The 17,384-nt window shown below is 57.2% G+C and carries 17 protein-coding genes and 2 pseudogenes; 9 read left to right on the top strand and 10 right to left on the bottom strand.

What is annotated here, in order from left to right; genetic code table 11:
• The first annotated feature begins 86 nt into the window (after positions 1-86).
• Both HC231_RS12330 and HC231_RS24140 read left to right on the top strand, forming a co-directional pair.
• Positions 87-881: an SDR family NAD(P)-dependent oxidoreductase gene (locus HC231_RS12330; RefSeq protein WP_208226940.1), complete on the top strand. Its 795-nt coding sequence runs from the start codon at positions 87-89 to the stop codon at positions 879-881.
• 195 nt (positions 882-1,076) lie between these two features.
• The gene (locus HC231_RS24140) at positions 1,077-1,205 is read left to right on the top strand and encodes a hypothetical protein (RefSeq protein ID WP_281397319.1); all 129 of its coding nucleotides are present in this window, start codon (positions 1,077-1,079) and stop codon (positions 1,203-1,205) included.
• A 92-nt stretch (positions 1,206-1,297) separates the two neighbouring features.
• Here the strand turns inward: HC231_RS24140 and HC231_RS12325 are convergent, their stop codons facing one another.
• Entirely contained in the window at positions 1,298-2,053 is a 756-nt protein-coding gene (locus HC231_RS12325) for a GntR family transcriptional regulator (protein ID WP_208226939.1), read from the bottom strand.
• 445 nt (positions 2,054-2,498) lie between these two features.
• Between HC231_RS12325 and HC231_RS12320 the strand changes: the two genes are divergently transcribed.
• On the top strand, positions 2,499-3,881 hold the full coding sequence (locus tag HC231_RS12320) for a cation:dicarboxylate symporter family transporter (protein ID WP_208226938.1): 1,383 nt from the start codon (positions 2,499-2,501) through the stop codon (positions 3,879-3,881).
• Between the two features lie 11 nt (positions 3,882-3,892).
• Here the strand turns inward: HC231_RS12320 and HC231_RS12315 are convergent.
• Positions 3,893-4,159: pseudogene (locus tag HC231_RS12315) on the bottom strand (LysR family transcriptional regulator); the annotation flags it as partial.
• A gap of 10 nt (positions 4,160-4,169) precedes the next feature.
• Here HC231_RS12315 and HC231_RS12310 point away from each other — a divergent pair.
• The 6 genes and pseudogenes from HC231_RS12310 to HC231_RS12285 all read left to right on the top strand — a co-directional run.
• Positions 4,170-4,520 (top strand): annotated as a pseudogene (locus tag HC231_RS12310) (phenolic acid decarboxylase); the annotation flags it as partial.
• Between the two features lie 224 nt (positions 4,521-4,744).
• Entirely contained in the window at positions 4,745-5,968 is a 1,224-nt protein-coding gene (locus HC231_RS12305; protein WP_208226937.1) for an MFS transporter, read from the top strand.
• 380 nt (positions 5,969-6,348) lie between these two features.
• Entirely contained in the window at positions 6,349-7,887 is a 1,539-nt protein-coding gene (locus HC231_RS12300; protein WP_208226936.1) for a dihydroorotase, read from the top strand.
• Between the two features lie 29 nt (positions 7,888-7,916).
• Complete coding sequence (locus HC231_RS12295; RefSeq protein ID WP_208226935.1) at positions 7,917-8,528, top strand: cysteine hydrolase family protein; 612 nt, start codon at positions 7,917-7,919, stop codon at positions 8,526-8,528.
• 105 nt (positions 8,529-8,633) lie between these two features.
• Positions 8,634-9,908, top strand: coding sequence for a M20 family metallo-hydrolase (locus HC231_RS12290; RefSeq protein WP_208226934.1), 1,275 nt, complete (start codon positions 8,634-8,636; stop codon positions 9,906-9,908).
• A gap of 59 nt (positions 9,909-9,967) precedes the next feature.
• Positions 9,968-11,422, top strand: coding sequence for a nucleobase:cation symporter-2 family protein (locus HC231_RS12285; RefSeq protein WP_208226933.1), 1,455 nt, complete (start codon positions 9,968-9,970; stop codon positions 11,420-11,422).
• Between the two features lie 87 nt (positions 11,423-11,509).
• Here HC231_RS12285 and HC231_RS12280 read toward each other — a convergent pair whose 3' ends face one another.
• From HC231_RS12280 to HC231_RS12245, 8 genes are all read right to left on the bottom strand, one after another.
• A complete protein-coding gene (locus tag HC231_RS12280; protein ID WP_208226932.1) occupies positions 11,510-12,448 on the bottom strand; it encodes a LysR family transcriptional regulator in 939 nt (312 codons plus the stop codon).
• Positions 12,449-12,670: 222 nt separating this feature from the next.
• Entirely contained in the window at positions 12,671-13,282 is a 612-nt protein-coding gene (locus tag HC231_RS12275) for a DUF1989 domain-containing protein (RefSeq protein WP_208226931.1), read from the bottom strand.
• Positions 13,279-13,974, bottom strand: a complete 696-nt coding sequence (locus tag HC231_RS12270; protein ID WP_208226930.1) for a cyclase family protein — start codon at positions 13,972-13,974, stop codon at positions 13,279-13,281. The genes HC231_RS12275 and HC231_RS12270 overlap by 4 nt, the downstream gene beginning before the upstream one ends.
• Before the next feature lie 11 nt (positions 13,975-13,985).
• Positions 13,986-15,803: an adenine deaminase gene (locus tag HC231_RS12265; RefSeq protein ID WP_208226929.1), complete on the bottom strand. Its 1,818-nt coding sequence runs from the start codon at positions 15,801-15,803 to the stop codon at positions 13,986-13,988.
• 13 nt (positions 15,804-15,816) lie between these two features.
• The gene (locus HC231_RS12260; RefSeq protein ID WP_208226928.1) at positions 15,817-16,095 is read right to left on the bottom strand and encodes a EutN/CcmL family microcompartment protein; all 279 of its coding nucleotides are present in this window, start codon (positions 16,093-16,095) and stop codon (positions 15,817-15,819) included.
• Positions 16,095-16,697 carry a hypothetical protein gene (locus HC231_RS12255; RefSeq protein WP_208226927.1) on the bottom strand — a complete coding sequence of 201 codons (603 nt, stop codon included), beginning with the start codon at positions 16,695-16,697 and terminating at the stop codon, positions 16,095-16,097. The genes HC231_RS12260 and HC231_RS12255 overlap by 1 nt, the downstream gene beginning before the upstream one ends.
• A 63-nt stretch (positions 16,698-16,760) precedes the next feature.
• The gene (locus tag HC231_RS12250; RefSeq protein ID WP_208231319.1) at positions 16,761-17,069 is read right to left on the bottom strand and encodes a BMC domain-containing protein; all 309 of its coding nucleotides are present in this window, start codon (positions 17,067-17,069) and stop codon (positions 16,761-16,763) included.
• Between the two features lie 22 nt (positions 17,070-17,091).
• Positions 17,092-17,379: a BMC domain-containing protein gene (locus HC231_RS12245; RefSeq protein ID WP_208226926.1), complete on the bottom strand. Its 288-nt coding sequence runs from the start codon at positions 17,377-17,379 to the stop codon at positions 17,092-17,094.
• Positions 17,380-17,384: the final 5 nt, after the last annotated feature.

Genomic DNA, 17,384 nt, shown 5'->3' with positions numbered 1-17,384 from the left:
GCCGGCGCGAATCCCATATCACGCCCAAACGCGGCGGAACGCCGAGGCGCTCCCGCCGCTTGCTGATTAACAAGGAGTATCTGTATATGAAAATCGATCTATCCGGCAAAACCGCATTGGTCACCGCTTCCACCGCAGGCATCGGACTGGCGATCGCCCAGGGTCTGGCTGAAAGCGGCGCCAGCGTATTGCTCAACGGCCGCAGCGCCGACAGCGTAGCCAGGGCGAAAGACAAACTGCTCGATTTGTATCCGCAGGCTCAGGTCGACGGTATTGCCGCCGATCTGGCAACGGGTTCCGGCGTGGAAGCGCTAATCGCCGCTTTACCGGGGATCGATATCCTGGTCAATAACGCGGGTATCTACGGTCCGCAGGATTTTTTCGCTACCGACGACGCCGTTTGGGAACGCTACTGGCAGACCAATGTGATGTCGGGCGTGCGTTTGGCGCGCGCGTTGCTGCCGGCGATGACGGATAAAGGCTGGGGCCGGGTGGTGTTCATCTCCTCGGAGTCGGCGCGCAATATTCCGGCCGATATGATCCATTATGGCGTCACCAAGACCGCGCAGTTGTCGCTTTCCCGCGGGCTAGCCAAACGCGTGGCCGGCAGCGGCGTCACGGTTAACAGCGTGCTGCCGGGGCCGACCCTTTCCGATGGCTTCGCCGACATGATGGCGGAAGAGGCGGCGCGCACCGGCAAGCCGTTGGAGACGCTGGGGCGCGAGTTCGTCATGGCCAATCGTCCCAGTTCCGTTATTCAGCGCGCCGCTTCGGTCGAGGAAGTCGCCAATATGGTGGTTTATGTCTGCTCGCCGCAGGCCTCGGCCACATCCGGCGCCGCGCTGCGCGTGGACGGCGGCGTGATTGACGATATTGTCTGATTAGGCGTTCGCGCATATGAACGAGTAGCGATGCAATTCACAGGCCCATCCCTAATGATGACATCCTGTCAGGCGGAGCGGGCATCCGGTAAGGCGGACGACAACGCGTAAATGACTCATGGCGCAAAAATAGGGATAGACAGCGAATCGGTTGAATCGAAAACTTAACAAGGCGCTAATGATAATGAACAACAATTGGCGGTTTTCGGCAGCGCGATGCTGTCAGAGGCGGGTAAGTTCTCGGTCGATGGCTGGCTGATCAGCCGCGGCAAGATGCCGAAAGCGCTGTTGCCGCTGTGCGTAACCAAAGCGTGCCGGCCCTGAGCCGTTCCCTTATGCCGCGGAGGGCATTACGGCAAGCCGCCGCTGGAGAGGCCGTTGTGACCGATCCCGGTTACGCCATCCGGCGGACGGCTTCATTCTTCTTCCTCTGCGCTGGGAGCCGCGTCCGACCGTTTAAGCTGTAGCACTACGGAAAAACGCTCTTCCGGATGTACCGTCACCGAAATTTCAAACGCCCGGCCCGTCGCATCAAGATAATGCCGTACCACCTTCAGCGCGGCGGCGCCGGTTTTCAACTGTAGCGCTTTCGCCATTGCGCCATCCGTCACGGTGCAAGCGCGGATCTCCTGGCGGATTCCCGCCACGCGGCGGCCGAAACGGTTTTCGATCAGGGAACAGACCAGCGTGTCCGATTGCCGATGGACATCAGCCACGATTTCCGCATAGTCCGGTTCGATATAGATGTCGGTCCAGCCGATCGGCATGCGTCCGCCATCCTGAAGGTACAGGCTCGAAATACGTAACCACAGCGTATCCGGGGTGCAAGACAGCGTCCTGGCCAGCGGGCCGTCAACCTGAACGGGGCCGACATTCTGCACTACGCGGATATGCTCCTTGCCGAACTGAACCAGATCGTCAAGCGACGCCGGCGTTGGCTGAAAATCATTGCGTACCCGCGTGGCCGTAACGCGCGTGCCGACATTCTTTCTGCGCGTAACCAGACCGAGCAGTTGCAGCTCATTAAGGGCGGCGCGCACGGTGTGGCGGCTGGTGCCGTAAAGTTCACACAGTTGGAGTTCGGTAGGCAACAGCGACCCCAGAGGAAAGAATCCCTGCGTGATACCGTCCATTAACTGGCGCACTAGCTGGATGTAGTTGAGCTTGCCCATCTATATGACCGTTACTCCACTTAAAATAATTATAAAACCAGGCTAACACGCGATTCGTCACAGAATGCGATATTGGCTACTGTTCGGTAACAGAAAAACACATTACTTTTAAAATGTCCGAACATATTGGCGCCTATAAGTTCGGACATATAGGGTGAGGACCATTGATGGTTCTGCATCAGGCGGTCCTCTGTTTATTCATTTTTATTATAAAAGCCGAGGTCTATTATGTCAGTCAGCTTCATCGGTAACTTATATTACCCACGTAATGCCTTCGCCGCCGTCAGGAAGCGCCTCTTATTTACAGTGTCGCACGCATCCTGAACGGCATCGACAACGGGGACGCTCTGGCTTATGTCAGGGATGGCCCGGTTCCTCAGCAAACCGCCGAGGTCATCACTCGCACAATATCCGTTCGCGGATATTCGTGGCGGAGGCTACCGTAATGAATACTTCACCAGTCACTCCAGGGGCGGCCAGGCGGACACCGTGGTATCGGCGTCTGGGCACTCAGGTTTTCATTTCACTTATTCTGGGGATTGCAACCGGCCTCATTTTTCCGTTATTCGCCACACAATTCAAGCTGCTGGGCGATATGTTCCTGAATCTGATCAAGGCAGGCGTCGCGCCGCTGGTTTTTCTCACCATTGTTCACGGCATTGCCTCCGCGGGCGACGCCCGCAGTGCCGGACGCATAGCCTGGCGCGCTTTCGTCTACTTCGAAGCGGTCTCGACCTTCGCTCTGATCCTGGGACTGATGGCGGGCAATATCATCAAAATAGGCGGCGGCATGTCGCCGCAGCAAGGCGGCGCTCCCGCGCTGGATATCCAACCCGCCGCTACGCCGGGTTTCGCCGAATTTCTGATCCACATCGTACCTGACAATTTCATCGGCGCTTTTGCCAAAGGGGAACTGCTGCAGGTCGTGGTTCTGGCGGTCATGGTGGGTATCGGTATCCTTGCCATTCCCACCGAGCGGCGAACGCTGGTCAACAATAGTCTGGATATGATCTCCGAAATTCTGTTTGCTTTTATCAATCTGGTGATGAAGCTCGCGCCGCTGGGCACCTTCGGCGCGGTCGCTTACTCGGTGGGGAGCAACGGTTCGACGGTACTGCTCGCGCTGGCGGAACTGGTGCTGGTGTTTTACGCGGTGATTGCGCTTTTCGTCATCCTCGGCATGGGGCTGATCGCGCGGCTGGCCGGGTTCAGCATATGGCGCTTTCTACGCTATATAAAAGACGAGCTTATCATCGTGCTCGGCACCGCCTCCTCCGAAAGCGTGCTGCCCCGCCTGTTGATTAAACTTGAACGCCTCGGCTGCGCCAAACAGACCGTGGGCCTGGTATTGCCGACCGGCTACGCCTTTAATCTCGATGGCACCTCCATCTTCATGTCGATGGGCGTCATGTTCATCTCTCATGCCTACGGCGTTCCGCTATCGCTGGAAACCCAGATCGGCATCTTGCTGTTGATGCTGCTGACTTCCAAAGGGGCGGCGACGGTTTCAGGCGGCTCATTCGTGGTATTCGCCGCCACCGTGACCTCAACCGGCATTCTGCCCGTTGAGGGGCTGGCGCTGATTTTCGGCGTCTATCGTTTTATGTCCATGGCGATCGCCACCTGCAACACCGTCGGCAACAGCGTGGCCACCGTGGTGGTCGCTAAATGGTCAGGCACTTTCGACGCCGGTCAGGCCGAGCGGCATCTCTACCCGGAGCGCTATCCTGAAACGGCGCAGGAAGACGAAGATCTGGATAACCGCGCGATGCTGCCTGAACATCAGGAGCTGGAGTCAAAGTCGGAGTCGTCGGCGCGGCGGCCCTGACCGGCAAGGTTTCAGCTATGCCGCTGGGAGCCGATCGTCGTTTTAAACAGGCGCAGCAAAGTATTTACGGCCTCGTCCGCCGGCATGAGGTCTTTTTTAACCAGCAAGTGCAAAGGCGTGACCCGGCGTATCCCATGGCTTAGCGGTAACGTTTTGAGGATCCCGCCGGCAAGATGTCCGGCAATTCGTTCTTCCGGCAACCAGCCATAGCCAACTTGGTAAAGCACCGCCTCTATCGCCGCTTCGAAGGTGGAAAACGTCCAGTATTCTGTTGCGGCCAGCCGCTGAGATCAACGCGTATATATCTCACGCGTGGGGGAACATATCTACAAAATTATCTGGACCGAGCCTACCGGCACCGACGTCAGTCTGATTATCAACCTCCAGGATCGCCTATGCCACGGAACCATATTTTTCCCTCGCTGGATAGTCGAGCATCCTGAGAAAACCGTCTGTTTCCAGAACGACCATATCGCAGAAATGGAAGCGTACCGTACGGCCGGCCCCGCTTACCCAACGGAAGTGATCGATGAGTTCGCGACAATCACCTTTTCCCGTGATTGCGGCGAAAACAACGAAAGTGTGATTGCCTGCGCGGCCAGCGAACTGCCGGAAGATTTTCCCAATAACCTGAAATAGCCGATAAGAAGATCCGTCCAAGCGCTGGCGGTCTGCGTCGGAACCGGTTTTTACATCGTTTGGCCGCGCGGTCAGGCGGCGGGACAGCGAACGGATTGAAGCATCAACGTAGCGATAGGGGAATAATGGCCGTGCGTTGTACGCAAAGAGCGCAAAGTGGCATTACAACCCGCGCAGATGCGATATAATGCCCGAACCTTCACCTTAACATCATAAAGATCATCATGATTTTGTCTCAGGTTCGGCAAGGCGTTTTCTCGCACAATAAATTGTTGTTGATATGCGGAACTGGGTGGCTGTTCGATGCGATGGACGTTGGTCTATTGTCCTTCATTTTAGCCGCCCTGAAACAGGATTGGGGGCTGACGGCAGCGCAGATGGGGCTGATTGGCAGCGTAAATTCCATCGGCATGGCGGTCGGCGCCTTTATCTTCGGCCTCTATGCCGACAGAAAAGGGCGCAAGGCGGCCTTTATGCTCACGCTGCTGATGTTCAGCGTCGCCAGCGGATTGAGCGCGTTTGCCTGGGGATTGGGCAGTCTGCTGGTGCTGCGTTTTTTCATCGGCATGGGACTGGGCGGCGAATTGCCGGTGGCCTCGACGCTCGTCAGCGAGAGCGTCGCGCCCGAAGTGCGCGGACGCGTCGTCGTGCTGCTGGAAAGCTTCTGGGCCGTGGGCTGGCTGCTGGCGGCGCTGATCGCCTATTTCCTTATTCCATTGCCCAGCGTCGGCTGGCGCGGCGCGATGCTTCTGTGCGCGTTGCCGGCGTTTTACGCGCTCTATCTGCGTTTCAGACTGCCGGATTCGCCTCACTACCTCCATCTAAGCCAGCAAGACAAAGAATCATCGTTCCTTAGCAAAATCGCGGCGCTGTGGGCCATAGAGTACCGCCGCCGCAGCCTCATGCTGTGGATTGTGTGGTTCTGCGTGGTTTTCTCCTATTACGGCATGTTCCTGTGGCTGCCCAGCGTCATGATGATGAAGGGCTTCGATCTGGTAAAAAGTTTCGGCTATGTCCTGATTATGACCGTCGCCCAACTGCCGGGCTATTTTTCGGTGGCTTGGCTGATTGAACGGGTAGGGCGGCGGTGGGTGCTGGCGGTCTATCTGCTGGGAACGTTGGTCAGCGCCTATTTCTTCGGCATGGCCGATTCCAGCGGTCAGTTGCTGTTTTTCGGCTCTTTGCTCTCCTTCTTTAACCTGGGCGCCTGGGGAGCGTTGTATGCCTATACGCCAGAGCAATACGCCACCAGGGTCAGAACCACCGGGGCCGGCGTCGCCGCCGCTATCGGGCGCATCGGAGGGATCCTGGGGCCGTTGATGGTGGGATATCTGGTTTCGGCCGGCGTACCCATCGGCGGCATCTTCTCACTATTCAGCATGGCGATTCTGCTGGCGGTGCTGGCGATCGTGATTTTGGGGAAAGAAACCAAGCAGATTGCGTTGTAAGCGCTCCAGTCCTGTTCGCCGGGAGCGGATATGCCATCTTGGCGCCCGGCGAATCGCGTTGCCGTTTCAAATCACCATCGTAGCCGCCCCGATCGTCGCGGCGGCCGTCTTTCAGGCGCATATCTCTTCCATCCTAAAGCATGTCAACAAGATGATTTCACGGGGAAAATTTCCCGCGTTTATCGCTCGCCAATTTCCCTGGCTTTGTCAGGCCAGGCGTCCCGTTTTTTGCATCACAACATTGTATTAACTGCGCTGGTGACGCAACGTCGCTTGAAATAGCATTACAAACAGTATTGATAATCGCCATTGCGGAGCCGGCCGGCCGTTCCCGCCGCGCATCCGCTTTGATGTCTTTAACATCACTGTGGTAATGAAACATGACATATAACTTACTTATCAAAAATGCCGTTATTCCTCTCATGAAGGACAACGACGTAGCGAAAGTCGATATCGTCGTCGCCGACGGTAAGATCGCCGGCTTCCTGGCCTGCGGCGCTCCCGTCGATGCGAATGAAATCATTGATGCCGAAGGTAATCTGGTTATTCCGGGCTGCATCGATTCCCACACCCACTTTATGGATCCCGGATTCACCCACCGCGAAACCTTCCATACCGGAACCAGCCAGGCCGCGGCCGGCGGCGTAACCACCATCATCGATATGCCCTGCTGCTCTTCGCCGCGCTCGGTGCGCGATGTCAGTTCCCTGAATGAAAAACTGGAGGCGGTCGCGCCACAGGCCATCGTCGATTACGCCATGTGGGGCGGCGTGACCGGGGAAGACGTTCGGGAAGGGCGGCTGGAAAATGTCAAGGCGCAGGCGGATGTCGGGGTAGTGGCTTTCAAAGTATATATGACGCCCTCGGTGCCGACCTACAACCGCGTGACCGATCCTGAAATGCACGAAGTCTTTAAGGTGGTGGAGAAAACCGGACTTGCGGTGGGCGTACACGCCGAGAACTTCGCCATGTGCGACTACTACGTCAATAAATATAAGGCGCAAGGGCGTCTGGATGGTCCGGCGTGGTCGGAAGCCCGCCTGGAGCTGGCTGAGAAGGCGGCCATTCAGTTGGGGATCGCCTTCTCGGAAGAGACCGAATGCCGTTTTCATGTCGTGCATATGAGCACCGGCGTCGGGGCGCGTCTGGTTGCCGAAGCCAAACGGCGCGGGCTTGCCGTAACGGCCGAAGTGTGTCCGCACTATCTGGTGCTTAATGCGCCCGACGCCATGACCACCTATGGCGCGATGGCCAAAATCGCGCCGCCACTGCGCACCAAACAGGATAACAAAGAGCTGTGGGAAGGGCTGGCCAACGGCAGCATCGACTTTGTGGCGACCGATCATGCGCCGTACAAGGTGCAGGCCAATAAAGATCTCGATCCCGTACCGGTAGAGAAAGATGCGCCGGGGATGAATATCTGGACCGCGTTCCCCGGCATTCCCGGCACCGAAACCATGGTGAACATTCTCGTCAGCGAAGGCTACAACAAGGAACGTCTCACATTGCAGCGCCTGGTCGAGGTATTAAGCCGCAATGCAGCCGTCCATTATGGCTTGTTTCCCAAAAAGGGCGCGATGTCGGTCGGCGCCGATGCCGATTTCGCCATTATCGACCTGAATAAGCGGTGGGCGATAGACAAAGATATCTCTTTTATGAAGAACAAATATACGCCGCTGCACGGTATGGAACTAACCGGCAAAGTGGTGAAAACCGTGCTGCGCGGGCAGCTTGTTTATGAAGAGAAGGCGCAGGAAACCAAAGGGACGATCATGGTTAAACCGGGCTTTGGCCAGTTCGTTCGCCGTCAATCCATTCAGCAGCTCGCCAACCAGATAACGTTCGCAAACTACCGGGCTATTTCCTCCGATCTGTTCGACAACGTGCATCGGAAGAACGTTAACAATGTCATTTCTTGATCAGAAATTTACCTCATAGGAATTATGCAATGACCAAACACGCAATTCTCGTTATCGACATGCTGAACGATTTTATCGGCGAAAAAGCGCCGCTGCGCTGCCCCGGAGGCGATCTGATCATCGAAAACCTACAGCGCCTGTTCGCCTGGGTTCGCGAACGCCGCCAGCAGGGCAAGATGGATATCGAACTGGTTTTCATTCAGGAAGCGCATCGCAAGAACGACGCCGATTTTCGCGTGCGTCCCGTCCATGCGGTGAAGGGAAGCTGGGGTTCCGATTTCATCAAAGAACTCTATCCGCAGGAAGATGAATATATCGTGCCGAAACGCCGTCATAGCGGCTTCCAGCATACCGATCTCGACCTTTATCTGCGCGAGGAAAACATCGATACCGTTGTCCTGACGGGGGTGTGGACCAATGTGTGCGTGCGTTCAACCGGCGCGGATGCGCTAGCCAATGCTTATAAAGTCATTACGCTCAGCGACGGCGTTCAATCAAAGAACGAAGAGATGCACAAGCACGGACTGACCGACCTAAGCCTGTTCTCAAAGATCATCAGCATTGATGACTATATCGCCGATTGGGAAGCCGGCCGGGATCCCTGGGTCGGCGGCGGCGATCAGGAAAACCGCGTCGAATAAGGCGACAGGCGTTGCGGATGACGTTCGGCCGACCGATAGGCGAGTTGAATGTCGCCGGACTCTTTTTACTAATCAGCATCCATATACCGAGGAGTCTAACCGACCATGCTGCAAGATCCGTTGCTAACCGAGGCTGCCGTGTCAGCATCGAGACTGAATTCCCGCCTGAGCGGACTTGCCGCATTCGGCGCAAGGCCCGATGGCGGCGTCGATCGACAGGCGCTCTGTCCGCAAGAGCTGGCCGCGCGCCGCTGGCTGGTGGAACCGTTTTTGGCACGGCGCGGCTATCAGATCGCCGTGGATGACGCGGCGAATGTGTTTGTTCGCCGTCAGGGCCGCGATGCGCAGGCGCCTTGCGTGCTGGTGGGCAGTCATATCGATACCCAACCCGCAGGCGGACGCTACGACGGGGCGTTCGGCGTTTGCGCCGGCCTTGAAGCGCTGGATGCGCTGGATGCGGCGAATGCCGTTACTCGCTCGCCCGTTGAAGTGGTCATCTGGAATAACGAGGAGGGGGTGCGTTTTTCCCCTGGTCTGACCGGTTCCGGCGTCTTCACCCATCCAGAGCGGCTTGCCGGGCTCGCCGCGCTGATAGCCAGCGACGGACAAACAATGCAGGACGCCTGTCGTCAGGCCTGCTGTGACATGGACGCCTTTGTCGCCGGTTATGGCAAACAGCTTGCCAAGCGGCCGCTTGGCGCCGGCGTGCAAACCTATCTGGAGGCGCATATCGAGCAAGGGCCGATTCTGGAGCGGCTCAAGATCCCGGTGGGCTGCGTCACGGGGATTCAGGCGGTACGTTGGCTGTCGGTGTCGGTGCGCGGACAGAGCGCCCACGCGGGTACGACGCCGCTGTCGGTGCGCGATGACGCCATGGTGAAAGCCGTTGAGCTGGCCGCCGGCATTTTGGCGCTTGCCCGCGATGGCGACGACGATCTGCGTTTGACCATCGGGCGTTGGCAGGCTTCGCCAAACTCCATTAATACTATCGCCAACGCCGTTTCTTTCACCGTCGATATACGCCATCCCGACGCTGCGCGGGTGGATGACATCAGCCGTCAAATCAATGAGTTTCTGCCGAACGGAGCATCAGTGGAGGTTATTTTTACCCGACCGGCGACGCATTTCGATGAGCGGATTATCCGCGCCATCGAAGCGCGCAGTTCCGCCCTTGGCATCCCTTCAACGCGATTGATTTCCGGGGCTTTCCACGATGCGCTGAATCTGGCGGATCTGTGTCCGACGGCGATGATTTTCTCGCCCAGCCGGCGGGGCGTCAGCCATCATCCCGATGAATTCACGGCAAGCGAAGATCTTTACCAATGTACGCGAGTATTGACCGGGTGCGTCAGTGCTCTGGCAGATACCGTCCCTGATTGATAGCCATTGGATCTGGCGGGGATATGAGGATTGTTGCAACACTTTGGGGAGTAATAATAATGTCTGAGCTATCTGAAACAGAAGTTGAAAATGAAGCAGGAACTGACCTGATTTATGCCCTGGAAGATAAACCGTCGTTTTTGCAAACCATGATGAGCGCGCTAACCCATCTGTTCGCCATATTGGTTCCGATGGTGGCGCCGGCGCTGATTGTCGGCGGGGCGCTGGGTTTGTCGAGCGACGCCACCGCCTACATGGTGTCTATGGCCATGATCGCCTCCGGCATCGGCACCTGGCTACAGGTTAACCGCTATGGCCGGGTGGGTTCCGGGCTGCTGTCGATTCAATCGGTGAATTTTTCCTTTGTCACGGTAATGATTGCGCTGGGATCGGCGATGCGGCGCGATGGTTTGCATGAGGAATTGATTCTTTCCACCCTGCTAGGGGTGTCGTTCGTCGGCGCTTTTCTGGTGGTCGGCGCATCCTTTATTTTGCCGTATCTCAAACGCGTTATCACGCCTACCGTCAGCGGCGTAGTGGTGCTGATGATCGGCCTAAGCCTGATTAAAGTCGGGATGGTCGATTTTGCCGGCGGGTTCGCCGCCATGAAAAACAACACCTTCGGCAGCTTGCAGAATCTTGGCCTGGGTATGCTGGTGATTGTGGTGGTCATCGCCGTAAACAGCAGCAAGCGGCCGTTGCTGCGCATGAGCGGTATCGTGGTCGGCATGTTGGTCGGCTATTTGGCGGCGCTGGCGCTGGGCGTGGTGGATTTTTCTTCGCTGCTTGGGCAGCCGCTGGTGTCCATTCCGGCGCCGTTCAAATATGGCTTTACCTTCGATTTCCAGGTCTTTCTGGTGGCGGGGGCGATTTATCTGTTAAGCGTACTGGAAGCGGTGGGCGACATTACCGCCACCGCGGTTGTCTCGCATTGCCCCATCGACGACGAAAATTTTTCGTCCCGGTTATCCGGCGGCGTACTGACCGACGGGCTGGTGTCGGTGATCGCCACGATGATGGGATCGCTGCCGCTGACCACCTTTGCGCAAAATAACGGCGTCATCCAGATGACCGGCGTCGCGTCGCGTCACGTCGGCAAATTTATCGCCGTGATTCTGGTGGGAATGGGGCTATTTCCGGTTATCGGCCGCTTTTTCACCACCATCCCCGCTTCGGTGATGGGCGGCGCTACGCTGCTGATGTTCGCCATGATTTCGCTGGCTGGTCTGCGCATTATTCTGGCCGGCCCTCACGGGCTCGATCGCCGGGAAACGCTGATTGTGGCGACATCGCTGGGATTGGGATTAGGCATCTCTTATGAACCGGATGTGTTCCATGTTATGCCCGGCAGTATTTCAATGCTGATGGAAAATCCGATCAGCGCCGGCGGCATCATCGCCATCATCATGAATCTGTGCTTGCCCTACGGCAGTATGCGTAGCCGCAACAAACCGGCGCGGCAGCCGGTATTGGATAACGCCCGCATTGCATCGTCAGAGATGATCCAACCCTAAACGTTAGCCGGGTTAACCGCATTAAAAACGCCATCCGGTATGACCGTGACGGCGTTGTTTCATCTGTCGGCGTAAAAAGCCGAAGGGCTAATTCAGCAGCGCATTCATCTCATTATCGAACTCGTTCACCAGTTCCGTGGTTACGCGCGAAAGCTGACGATTTTCTGCCAGACAGAGCGAAAGCAGCGAGGGATGGACATTCTTATTTTCCAGGGGGATAAAACACATCTTGCCGCTTTTTACCTCGTTGGCGACATCGATATAGGTCGCCAATCCGATGCCGACATTTTGAGAAACCAGCTGTTTAACCATTTGCAGGCTGTTCGAAGTGGCGACCACGTTGAACTCGGTCGCCGATGTAGCCAGCAGCCGGTCGATAACGCCGCGCAGCGTTAATGAGGAATCCGGTATCACCACCGGATAGTCTATGCAGTCGGATAAACGGGCGGAACTCCGCTGGCTAAGCGGATGGCAGCTGGCGGCGATAATACCTAGTCTGAACTCGACGGAGGTCAACACCTTCAGGCCGGACATGATGGCCGGATTCACCGACAAACCGATATCGACGATATTTTCCAGCACCAGCCTGACCACCTGATCGGCGCCGTAAACCTGAATTTCATAGCTGATGCCGGGATACTTTTGGTGAAATCCCGCCAGAATTGACGTCGCCCATTCGATGGTGCCTTCGACGATGGCCATCGTGACGTGGCCCCGGTGCATTCCCTTGAGGTCTTCAATCTGCGTTTTAAGCTGGTACATATCCTGCTGCCAGCAATTAATCCGGTGCAGCACCAGTTCGCCGGCTGAGGTCAGCCTCAGCCCCTGGGGCAGCCGCTCGAACAGCGGTACGCCCAGTTTTTCCTCAATGCTCAATATCTGGCGGTCGACCGAAGAGGGGGAAACGTGCAGTTCATCCCCCGCGCGGCGCATGGTGCCGTGCTGGGCCGTAGCGCAGAAGTAGCGCACGAAACGGGAAAACGCCCATAGTTCGACGTCATTGAGACTTTCGTATTTGATTACCATAGTCAGTAGCTTTTAATAGATTATCGGCGCATGCCGGAAGCCTGCCTGAACAGGATTTATGCCACAGTATAACGAATCGTTTAATTAACGCGTGAATTCAATCAATTACATTACAACAGCGCGCAACTCAAAACGAGATGCGCGTCGAAGAATGAAATCCGGCGAGTCGATCGGCCTCTCCGGCGGTAGCGGCTTCAGCGCCGGGGAATTGGCGATTCCCGGTTAATATGAAATCACCTGTAGTTCTATTGGCGTGACTTTCATACCGTTGACCGGAACATAGTCTTGCGAGCAGGTGGTGCAGGCGACAAGACAGTTCTTTAGCGCTTTTAATCTGACGAAATCACCCGGCCTGGACAGTGGCGCTTTAATGGCGTAATCGCCGTTATCGTCCATGGCGTTATTCATAAACCAGTTGATGGGATCGGGAATCTCGTTCATACGCACGCCGCGCTGCGCCAGCGCATTGACCAGATTATCGTGGCAGTTAGGGTGATCTTCGACGTTGAAATCGACTTTATAACGATAGTAATCGCAGGCCGGGAAGAAAAAGTCATGCTTGCCGACGGTGTCTTCCACCAGGGTCATCAGTTTGTCCCGCCGGTTGCTGTAGAGCGCGTCGCCGATTTTCAGCCGAATGCTGGAAAGGGACGAACGCATATGGACGGGCGAGACAAACTCGGCGAGATCGTCGCGGTTGAAGCAGATAAAGTCGCTGACCTGCTGGCCTTCCACGTCGATGATGCAAAGTTCTTCGCCGGCCAACACTTCCACCGCATGGGCGGAATAGGGCGGAATAACGAAACGCTCGCGGATCCATGCAGTATTAGTCATTTGTTCTCTCCTTCGTTAAGCACGGCGATGGCCCTTACGGGCGAGCCGGTCCCGTTACGTATTTTCAATGGGAAACCAATGTACAGAAAGCGTTTGCCGGCCACCTTATCCAGGTTGCACATATTCTCGGTGTTGAGCATGCCGGAGCGCCGGCAAACGGTATGTCCGCAAAAGTTGTCGTCGCCGGTTTTGTCGATGGAGGGCGAATCCACGCCGATCATGCCTACGCCGGATCGCGCCAGAAATTCGGCGGCCCCCATATCCAGACCGGTATAGCGCTCCAGCCACTCCGGGGTGCCGTAAGCGCGTTGATAATGCCCGGTGTACAGCATGATGATATCGCCGCGCGCGAGGGTGAAACCGTGGCGATCCAACGCCGCTTCGATATCATTCCGGGTGATAAAGCTGTCGGGGGAAACGTGCGATACATCCAGTCCATAGGCCGGGCCAAAGAAGCGTGAAAGATCGACGCGGTCGATGGTGTCGCCGTTCGGATCGTACTCGTAGGGCGCATCGGTGTGGGTCGGCCCGTGTTCGCTGATCAGCAGGTTATTGGTCGCGAACATAAAGCCCGAACGCTTTAGGCTCTCTTCGTGGCTGATGTTCGGGAAAATCATCGTCGGCTGATGCGGCGGAAAAACGGGCATCCCTTGATAGATTTCCTGCGAAAGATCGATGATTTTGCTACCCATGACGGCGCTCCTTAATGCGTGATCGTATCAATTAGCTGCAAGTTTTCCGTATCGACCAACCCTTTGTCGGTGATCTTGCGGCTTGGGCTGGTGACCAGCGTCAGGAATGACAGGTGCATAAATGGCGCATGCAGATGACAGCCAAGGACGTCGCGCGCTTTTTCGTCCAGCATGGTCAGCCGCTCGGTAACCTCCTCGGCGCTGAGTTCATCCGTCATCAGGCCGGCTACCGGCAACCGCAGATCGCCGACGACCTTATCGTCCTTGACCAGCGCCAGGCCGCCCTGCATTGCAATCACCCGGTTGATGGCGACGGACAGATCGGCGTAGTCGGCGCCGCACGCCACGATATTATGCGTGTCGTGGCCGACGCTGAGCGCAATGGCTCCCTCTTTGAGGCCCAGCCCTTTGACAAAGCTCTTGCCGATGGCGCCGCTGCGGCCATGCCGCTCCACCACGACGATCGGCAGCACGTCCTGCGCGATATCGGGAACAACCCAGCCGATTTCCACCGCCAGGGCGGCGGAGAACGCGTCGGTAATATTCTGATCGGGTACGATAACCAGCCCCTGAACCTGGGCGCGGTGGCCGCTGGCCGCCACTTTGAGTTCGTCCTGTTTGACGGATCGGCGTTTAACGGTGGATTTAACTGCGTCGGGGTAGGCGTAGCGCGGGATATCAATCAGCAGCTTGCGGTTTTGCGCCGCCACCTGTCCGCCCATAACGACCATTTCGACGTCGATGGCGCGCAGATCGCGGATAACGACAATATCCGCCGCCTTGCCCGGCGCCAGACAGCCGATGTCGGTACGGCCGAAATGGCGCGCCGCGTTGATGGTCGCCATCTGAATGGCTTCCACGGGGTCGATGTCCTGAGCGACCGTGCGCCGGATCAGTTCGTTCATGTGTCCGAGCTTAACCAAATCCTCCGATAACATGTCGTCGCTGACCAGAACCAGATTCCTTGAGTCCATGCCTTCTTCGGTCACGGCCTTGATACACTCGGCCATGTTTTTCTGCGTCGAACCTTCGCGCATAAAGACGGTGATATCGGCTCTCAGCTTTTCAACGCATTCATCTTTGGTGGTGGTTTCGTGGCAGGAGGTTCGCCCGCCGCAGGCCAGAATATGCGCCGCCAGTTCGGCGCCGAACAGCGAAGGCGCGTTGCCTTCGACCGTTTTATGCAGTTCGTGAGTTTGAAAGACGCTCGATAGCAGATCGTCGACGATCGCCGGCGAGCGCGAATAAACGGGACGGACGCTGCTGAAGCCCTGCATTTCCCCCAGCCCTTGCACCAGCGGGTGTTTGATAAGGGCGGCAAGATTACGCGAGGTGATTTCGCTGCCCGCGGTTTCAAAACCGGGAATATCCGGCGTCAGGCAGGGGACGGTAAACAATACGCGGTTCGGCAGATTGGCGGCTTCCTCCAGCATGGCCTCGATTCCGGCTATGCCGCTGACGTTGCCGATTTCGTGCGGATCGGCGAATAGCGTGGTCGTTCCCGATGCGATGGAAAAACGGGAAAACTCGGAGAGGGTGAGCATGGCGCTCTCAAAATGCATATGCGAGTCGATAAATCCCGGTGCGATGAATTTTCCCGTTACGTCAATAACCTGCGTTGCGGGGCCGATAAGATCGCGGCAGTCGCCGACCAACAGAATATATTCGCCGGCGACCGCGACGTCGGCCTGGTAAAGCTCCCTGGTCAGCACGTTGACGACGGTGCCGCCGCGCAGCACCAGATCGGCGTACTGTCCGCCGTCCAGAAGTTTGTCTATCATGCGGCGATAGCAGCTCATCCGCCGGGCAAGAAAGGCGGCTTGCGTCATTATTTTTCTCCCATTATTTGATATTCGAGGCGTAATCGACGCTATCGACGATGCCCACGATCGCGACATCCACCGGGGCGGACGGATCGCGCGGCACCCTGGAAGCGACGGAACCAGACGCGTACAGCACGCGGTCGCCTTCGCCGGCGCCGAGCAGGTCGATAGCCACCACCGGATCGCTGACGGCGGTGCCGTCGGGACGAATCGGTTGCGTGATAAGCAGTTTGCAGCCCACCAGCCGTTGATCCTTGCGCGTGGCGATAACCTGCCCGATAACTAATCCAAGCTTCATTACACCTTCTCCTGTGTCGTTTGCTGTAAGGCGTATTCGCGCAGCCAATCTCTGGCCGCCGGGGTAAAACGTCCGCCCAGATTTTCAAGTTCGCCGCCGCCTTGGGCCGCCGCTTGCTGCACATCCTTTAGCGTTACGATGCCTTGATCCAATCGGCGCGCACCGAAGGACGCCAGCGCCGATTCTGGCGCGATATGGATACCGAGAGAGGCCAACTCCGACAACAGCTCGTCGATGCGTCTGCCGAACTGAACGGAGGATTGTCCTTTGTGCGGCAGATAAAGCCGCGGATCGATCGCCTCGCGCACCGCGGATACGGCGATCCCCATCGCCAGGGCGTAGAGAACCACCGCGGACAGCGGATTGCGGTCGTCAAGGTCGATCGTCCGCCGCAGGAAATTTAGCGGGACGCCCGCGATAACGATGCGGTCCGTGCGCGCCAGTAACGCTTCGATATCCTGTTCAAGCGGCTGAGACTGGTTTGCCTCTTCCTCAAAGGTACAGGTTGAGAGCCTTACCGGCAGCTGACCCAGCGTGCTGAGGATCCTGTCCAGCCCGCGGGCGTGCAAACCTCGCTGATAGATCACCAGTACTGACGACATCGCCATTGCACTCCAGATAAACCGCGACTTACGCTACGGCGTAAAATCGGCGGACTGCCGGCCTTATGCGCCGGTTTTCGCTTTGACGCCGACGGCCGGGCCGGCCAGAATCGTTTTCTCCACTTCGCTGTGCGGACGCGGAATAACGTGTACCGACGTGACTTCGCCGACGCGGCGCGCGGCTTCGGCCCCGGCGTCCGTCGCCGCTTTAACCGCGCCGACGTCGCCGCGGATCATGATGGTGACCAGCCCGAAGCCGATTTTTTCATAGCCGGTGATTTCGACATTGGCCGCTTTGACCATGGCATCGGCTGCTTCGATAGCGCCGACCAGGCCTTTGGTTTCAATAAGCCCTAAAGCTTCCTGCATAATGTGTTCCCCTCTGTGATAGTGACTAAATGCGGATGAGTTTTGCTTGCGTCTCGGCATCGACGCCGGCGATGACGTGAGCCGAAACCAGCGTGTTAAGCGCGGCAACTTCTGTTTTGGCGCGAGCCACGGCCGCCTGCACCGCGGCGACGTCGCCGGTGAAATAAACCGTTACGCCGATGCTTTTGCCAACGCCAATCACCGACTCCATTCTCACCAGCGCGACGTCGGCCGATTTCAGGGCAACGTCCGCCGCCACGATGGCGCTGGCGAAGCCGATTGTTTCGACGAATCCCATTGCTCTTCGTTGCATAACGT

This window comes from Brenneria izadpanahii, assembly GCF_017569925.1.
Lineage (GTDB): Bacteria > Pseudomonadota > Gammaproteobacteria > Enterobacterales > Enterobacteriaceae > Brenneria > Brenneria izadpanahii.
The sequence above is the reverse complement of the archived record's forward strand: the minus strand, read 5'-3'. Positions and strand labels throughout refer to the sequence as shown.

Bases quoted from the DNA above. Each gene is read 5' to 3' on its own strand.
- HC231_RS12325 (WP_208226939.1), bottom strand. From the start codon at position 2,053: ATGGGCAAGCTCAACTACATCCAGCTAGTGCGCCAGTTAATGGACGGT.
- HC231_RS12295 (WP_208226935.1), top strand. From the start codon at position 7,917: ATGACCAAACACGCAATTCTCGTTATCGACATGCTGAACGATTTTATC.
- HC231_RS12280 (WP_208226932.1), bottom strand. From the start codon at position 12,448: ATGGTAATCAAATACGAAAGTCTCAATGACGTCGAACTATGGGCGTTT.
- HC231_RS12270 (WP_208226930.1), bottom strand. From the start codon at position 13,974: ATGGGTAGCAAAATCATCGATCTTTCGCAGGAAATCTATCAAGGGATG.
- HC231_RS12290 (WP_208226934.1), top strand. From the start codon at position 8,634: ATGCTGCAAGATCCGTTGCTAACCGAGGCTGCCGTGTCAGCATCGAGA.
- HC231_RS12260 (WP_208226928.1), bottom strand. From the start codon at position 16,095: ATGAAGCTTGGATTAGTTATCGGGCAGGTTATCGCCACGCGCAAGGAT.
- HC231_RS12265 (WP_208226929.1), bottom strand. From the start codon at position 15,803: ATGACGCAAGCCGCCTTTCTTGCCCGGCGGATGAGCTGCTATCGCCGC.
- HC231_RS12320 (WP_208226938.1), top strand. From the start codon at position 2,499: ATGAATACTTCACCAGTCACTCCAGGGGCGGCCAGGCGGACACCGTGG.
- HC231_RS12285 (WP_208226933.1), top strand. From the start codon at position 9,968: ATGTCTGAGCTATCTGAAACAGAAGTTGAAAATGAAGCAGGAACTGAC.
- HC231_RS12275 (WP_208226931.1), bottom strand. From the start codon at position 13,282: ATGACTAATACTGCATGGATCCGCGAGCGTTTCGTTATTCCGCCCTAT.
- HC231_RS12330 (WP_208226940.1), top strand. From the start codon at position 87: ATGAAAATCGATCTATCCGGCAAAACCGCATTGGTCACCGCTTCCACC.
- HC231_RS12305 (WP_208226937.1), top strand. From the start codon at position 4,745: ATGATTTTGTCTCAGGTTCGGCAAGGCGTTTTCTCGCACAATAAATTG.
- HC231_RS12300 (WP_208226936.1), top strand. From the start codon at position 6,349: ATGACATATAACTTACTTATCAAAAATGCCGTTATTCCTCTCATGAAG.
- HC231_RS12255 (WP_208226927.1), bottom strand. From the start codon at position 16,697: ATGTCGTCAGTACTGGTGATCTATCAGCGAGGTTTGCACGCCCGCGGG.
- HC231_RS12245 (WP_208226926.1), bottom strand. From the start codon at position 17,379: ATGCAACGAAGAGCAATGGGATTCGTCGAAACAATCGGCTTCGCCAGC.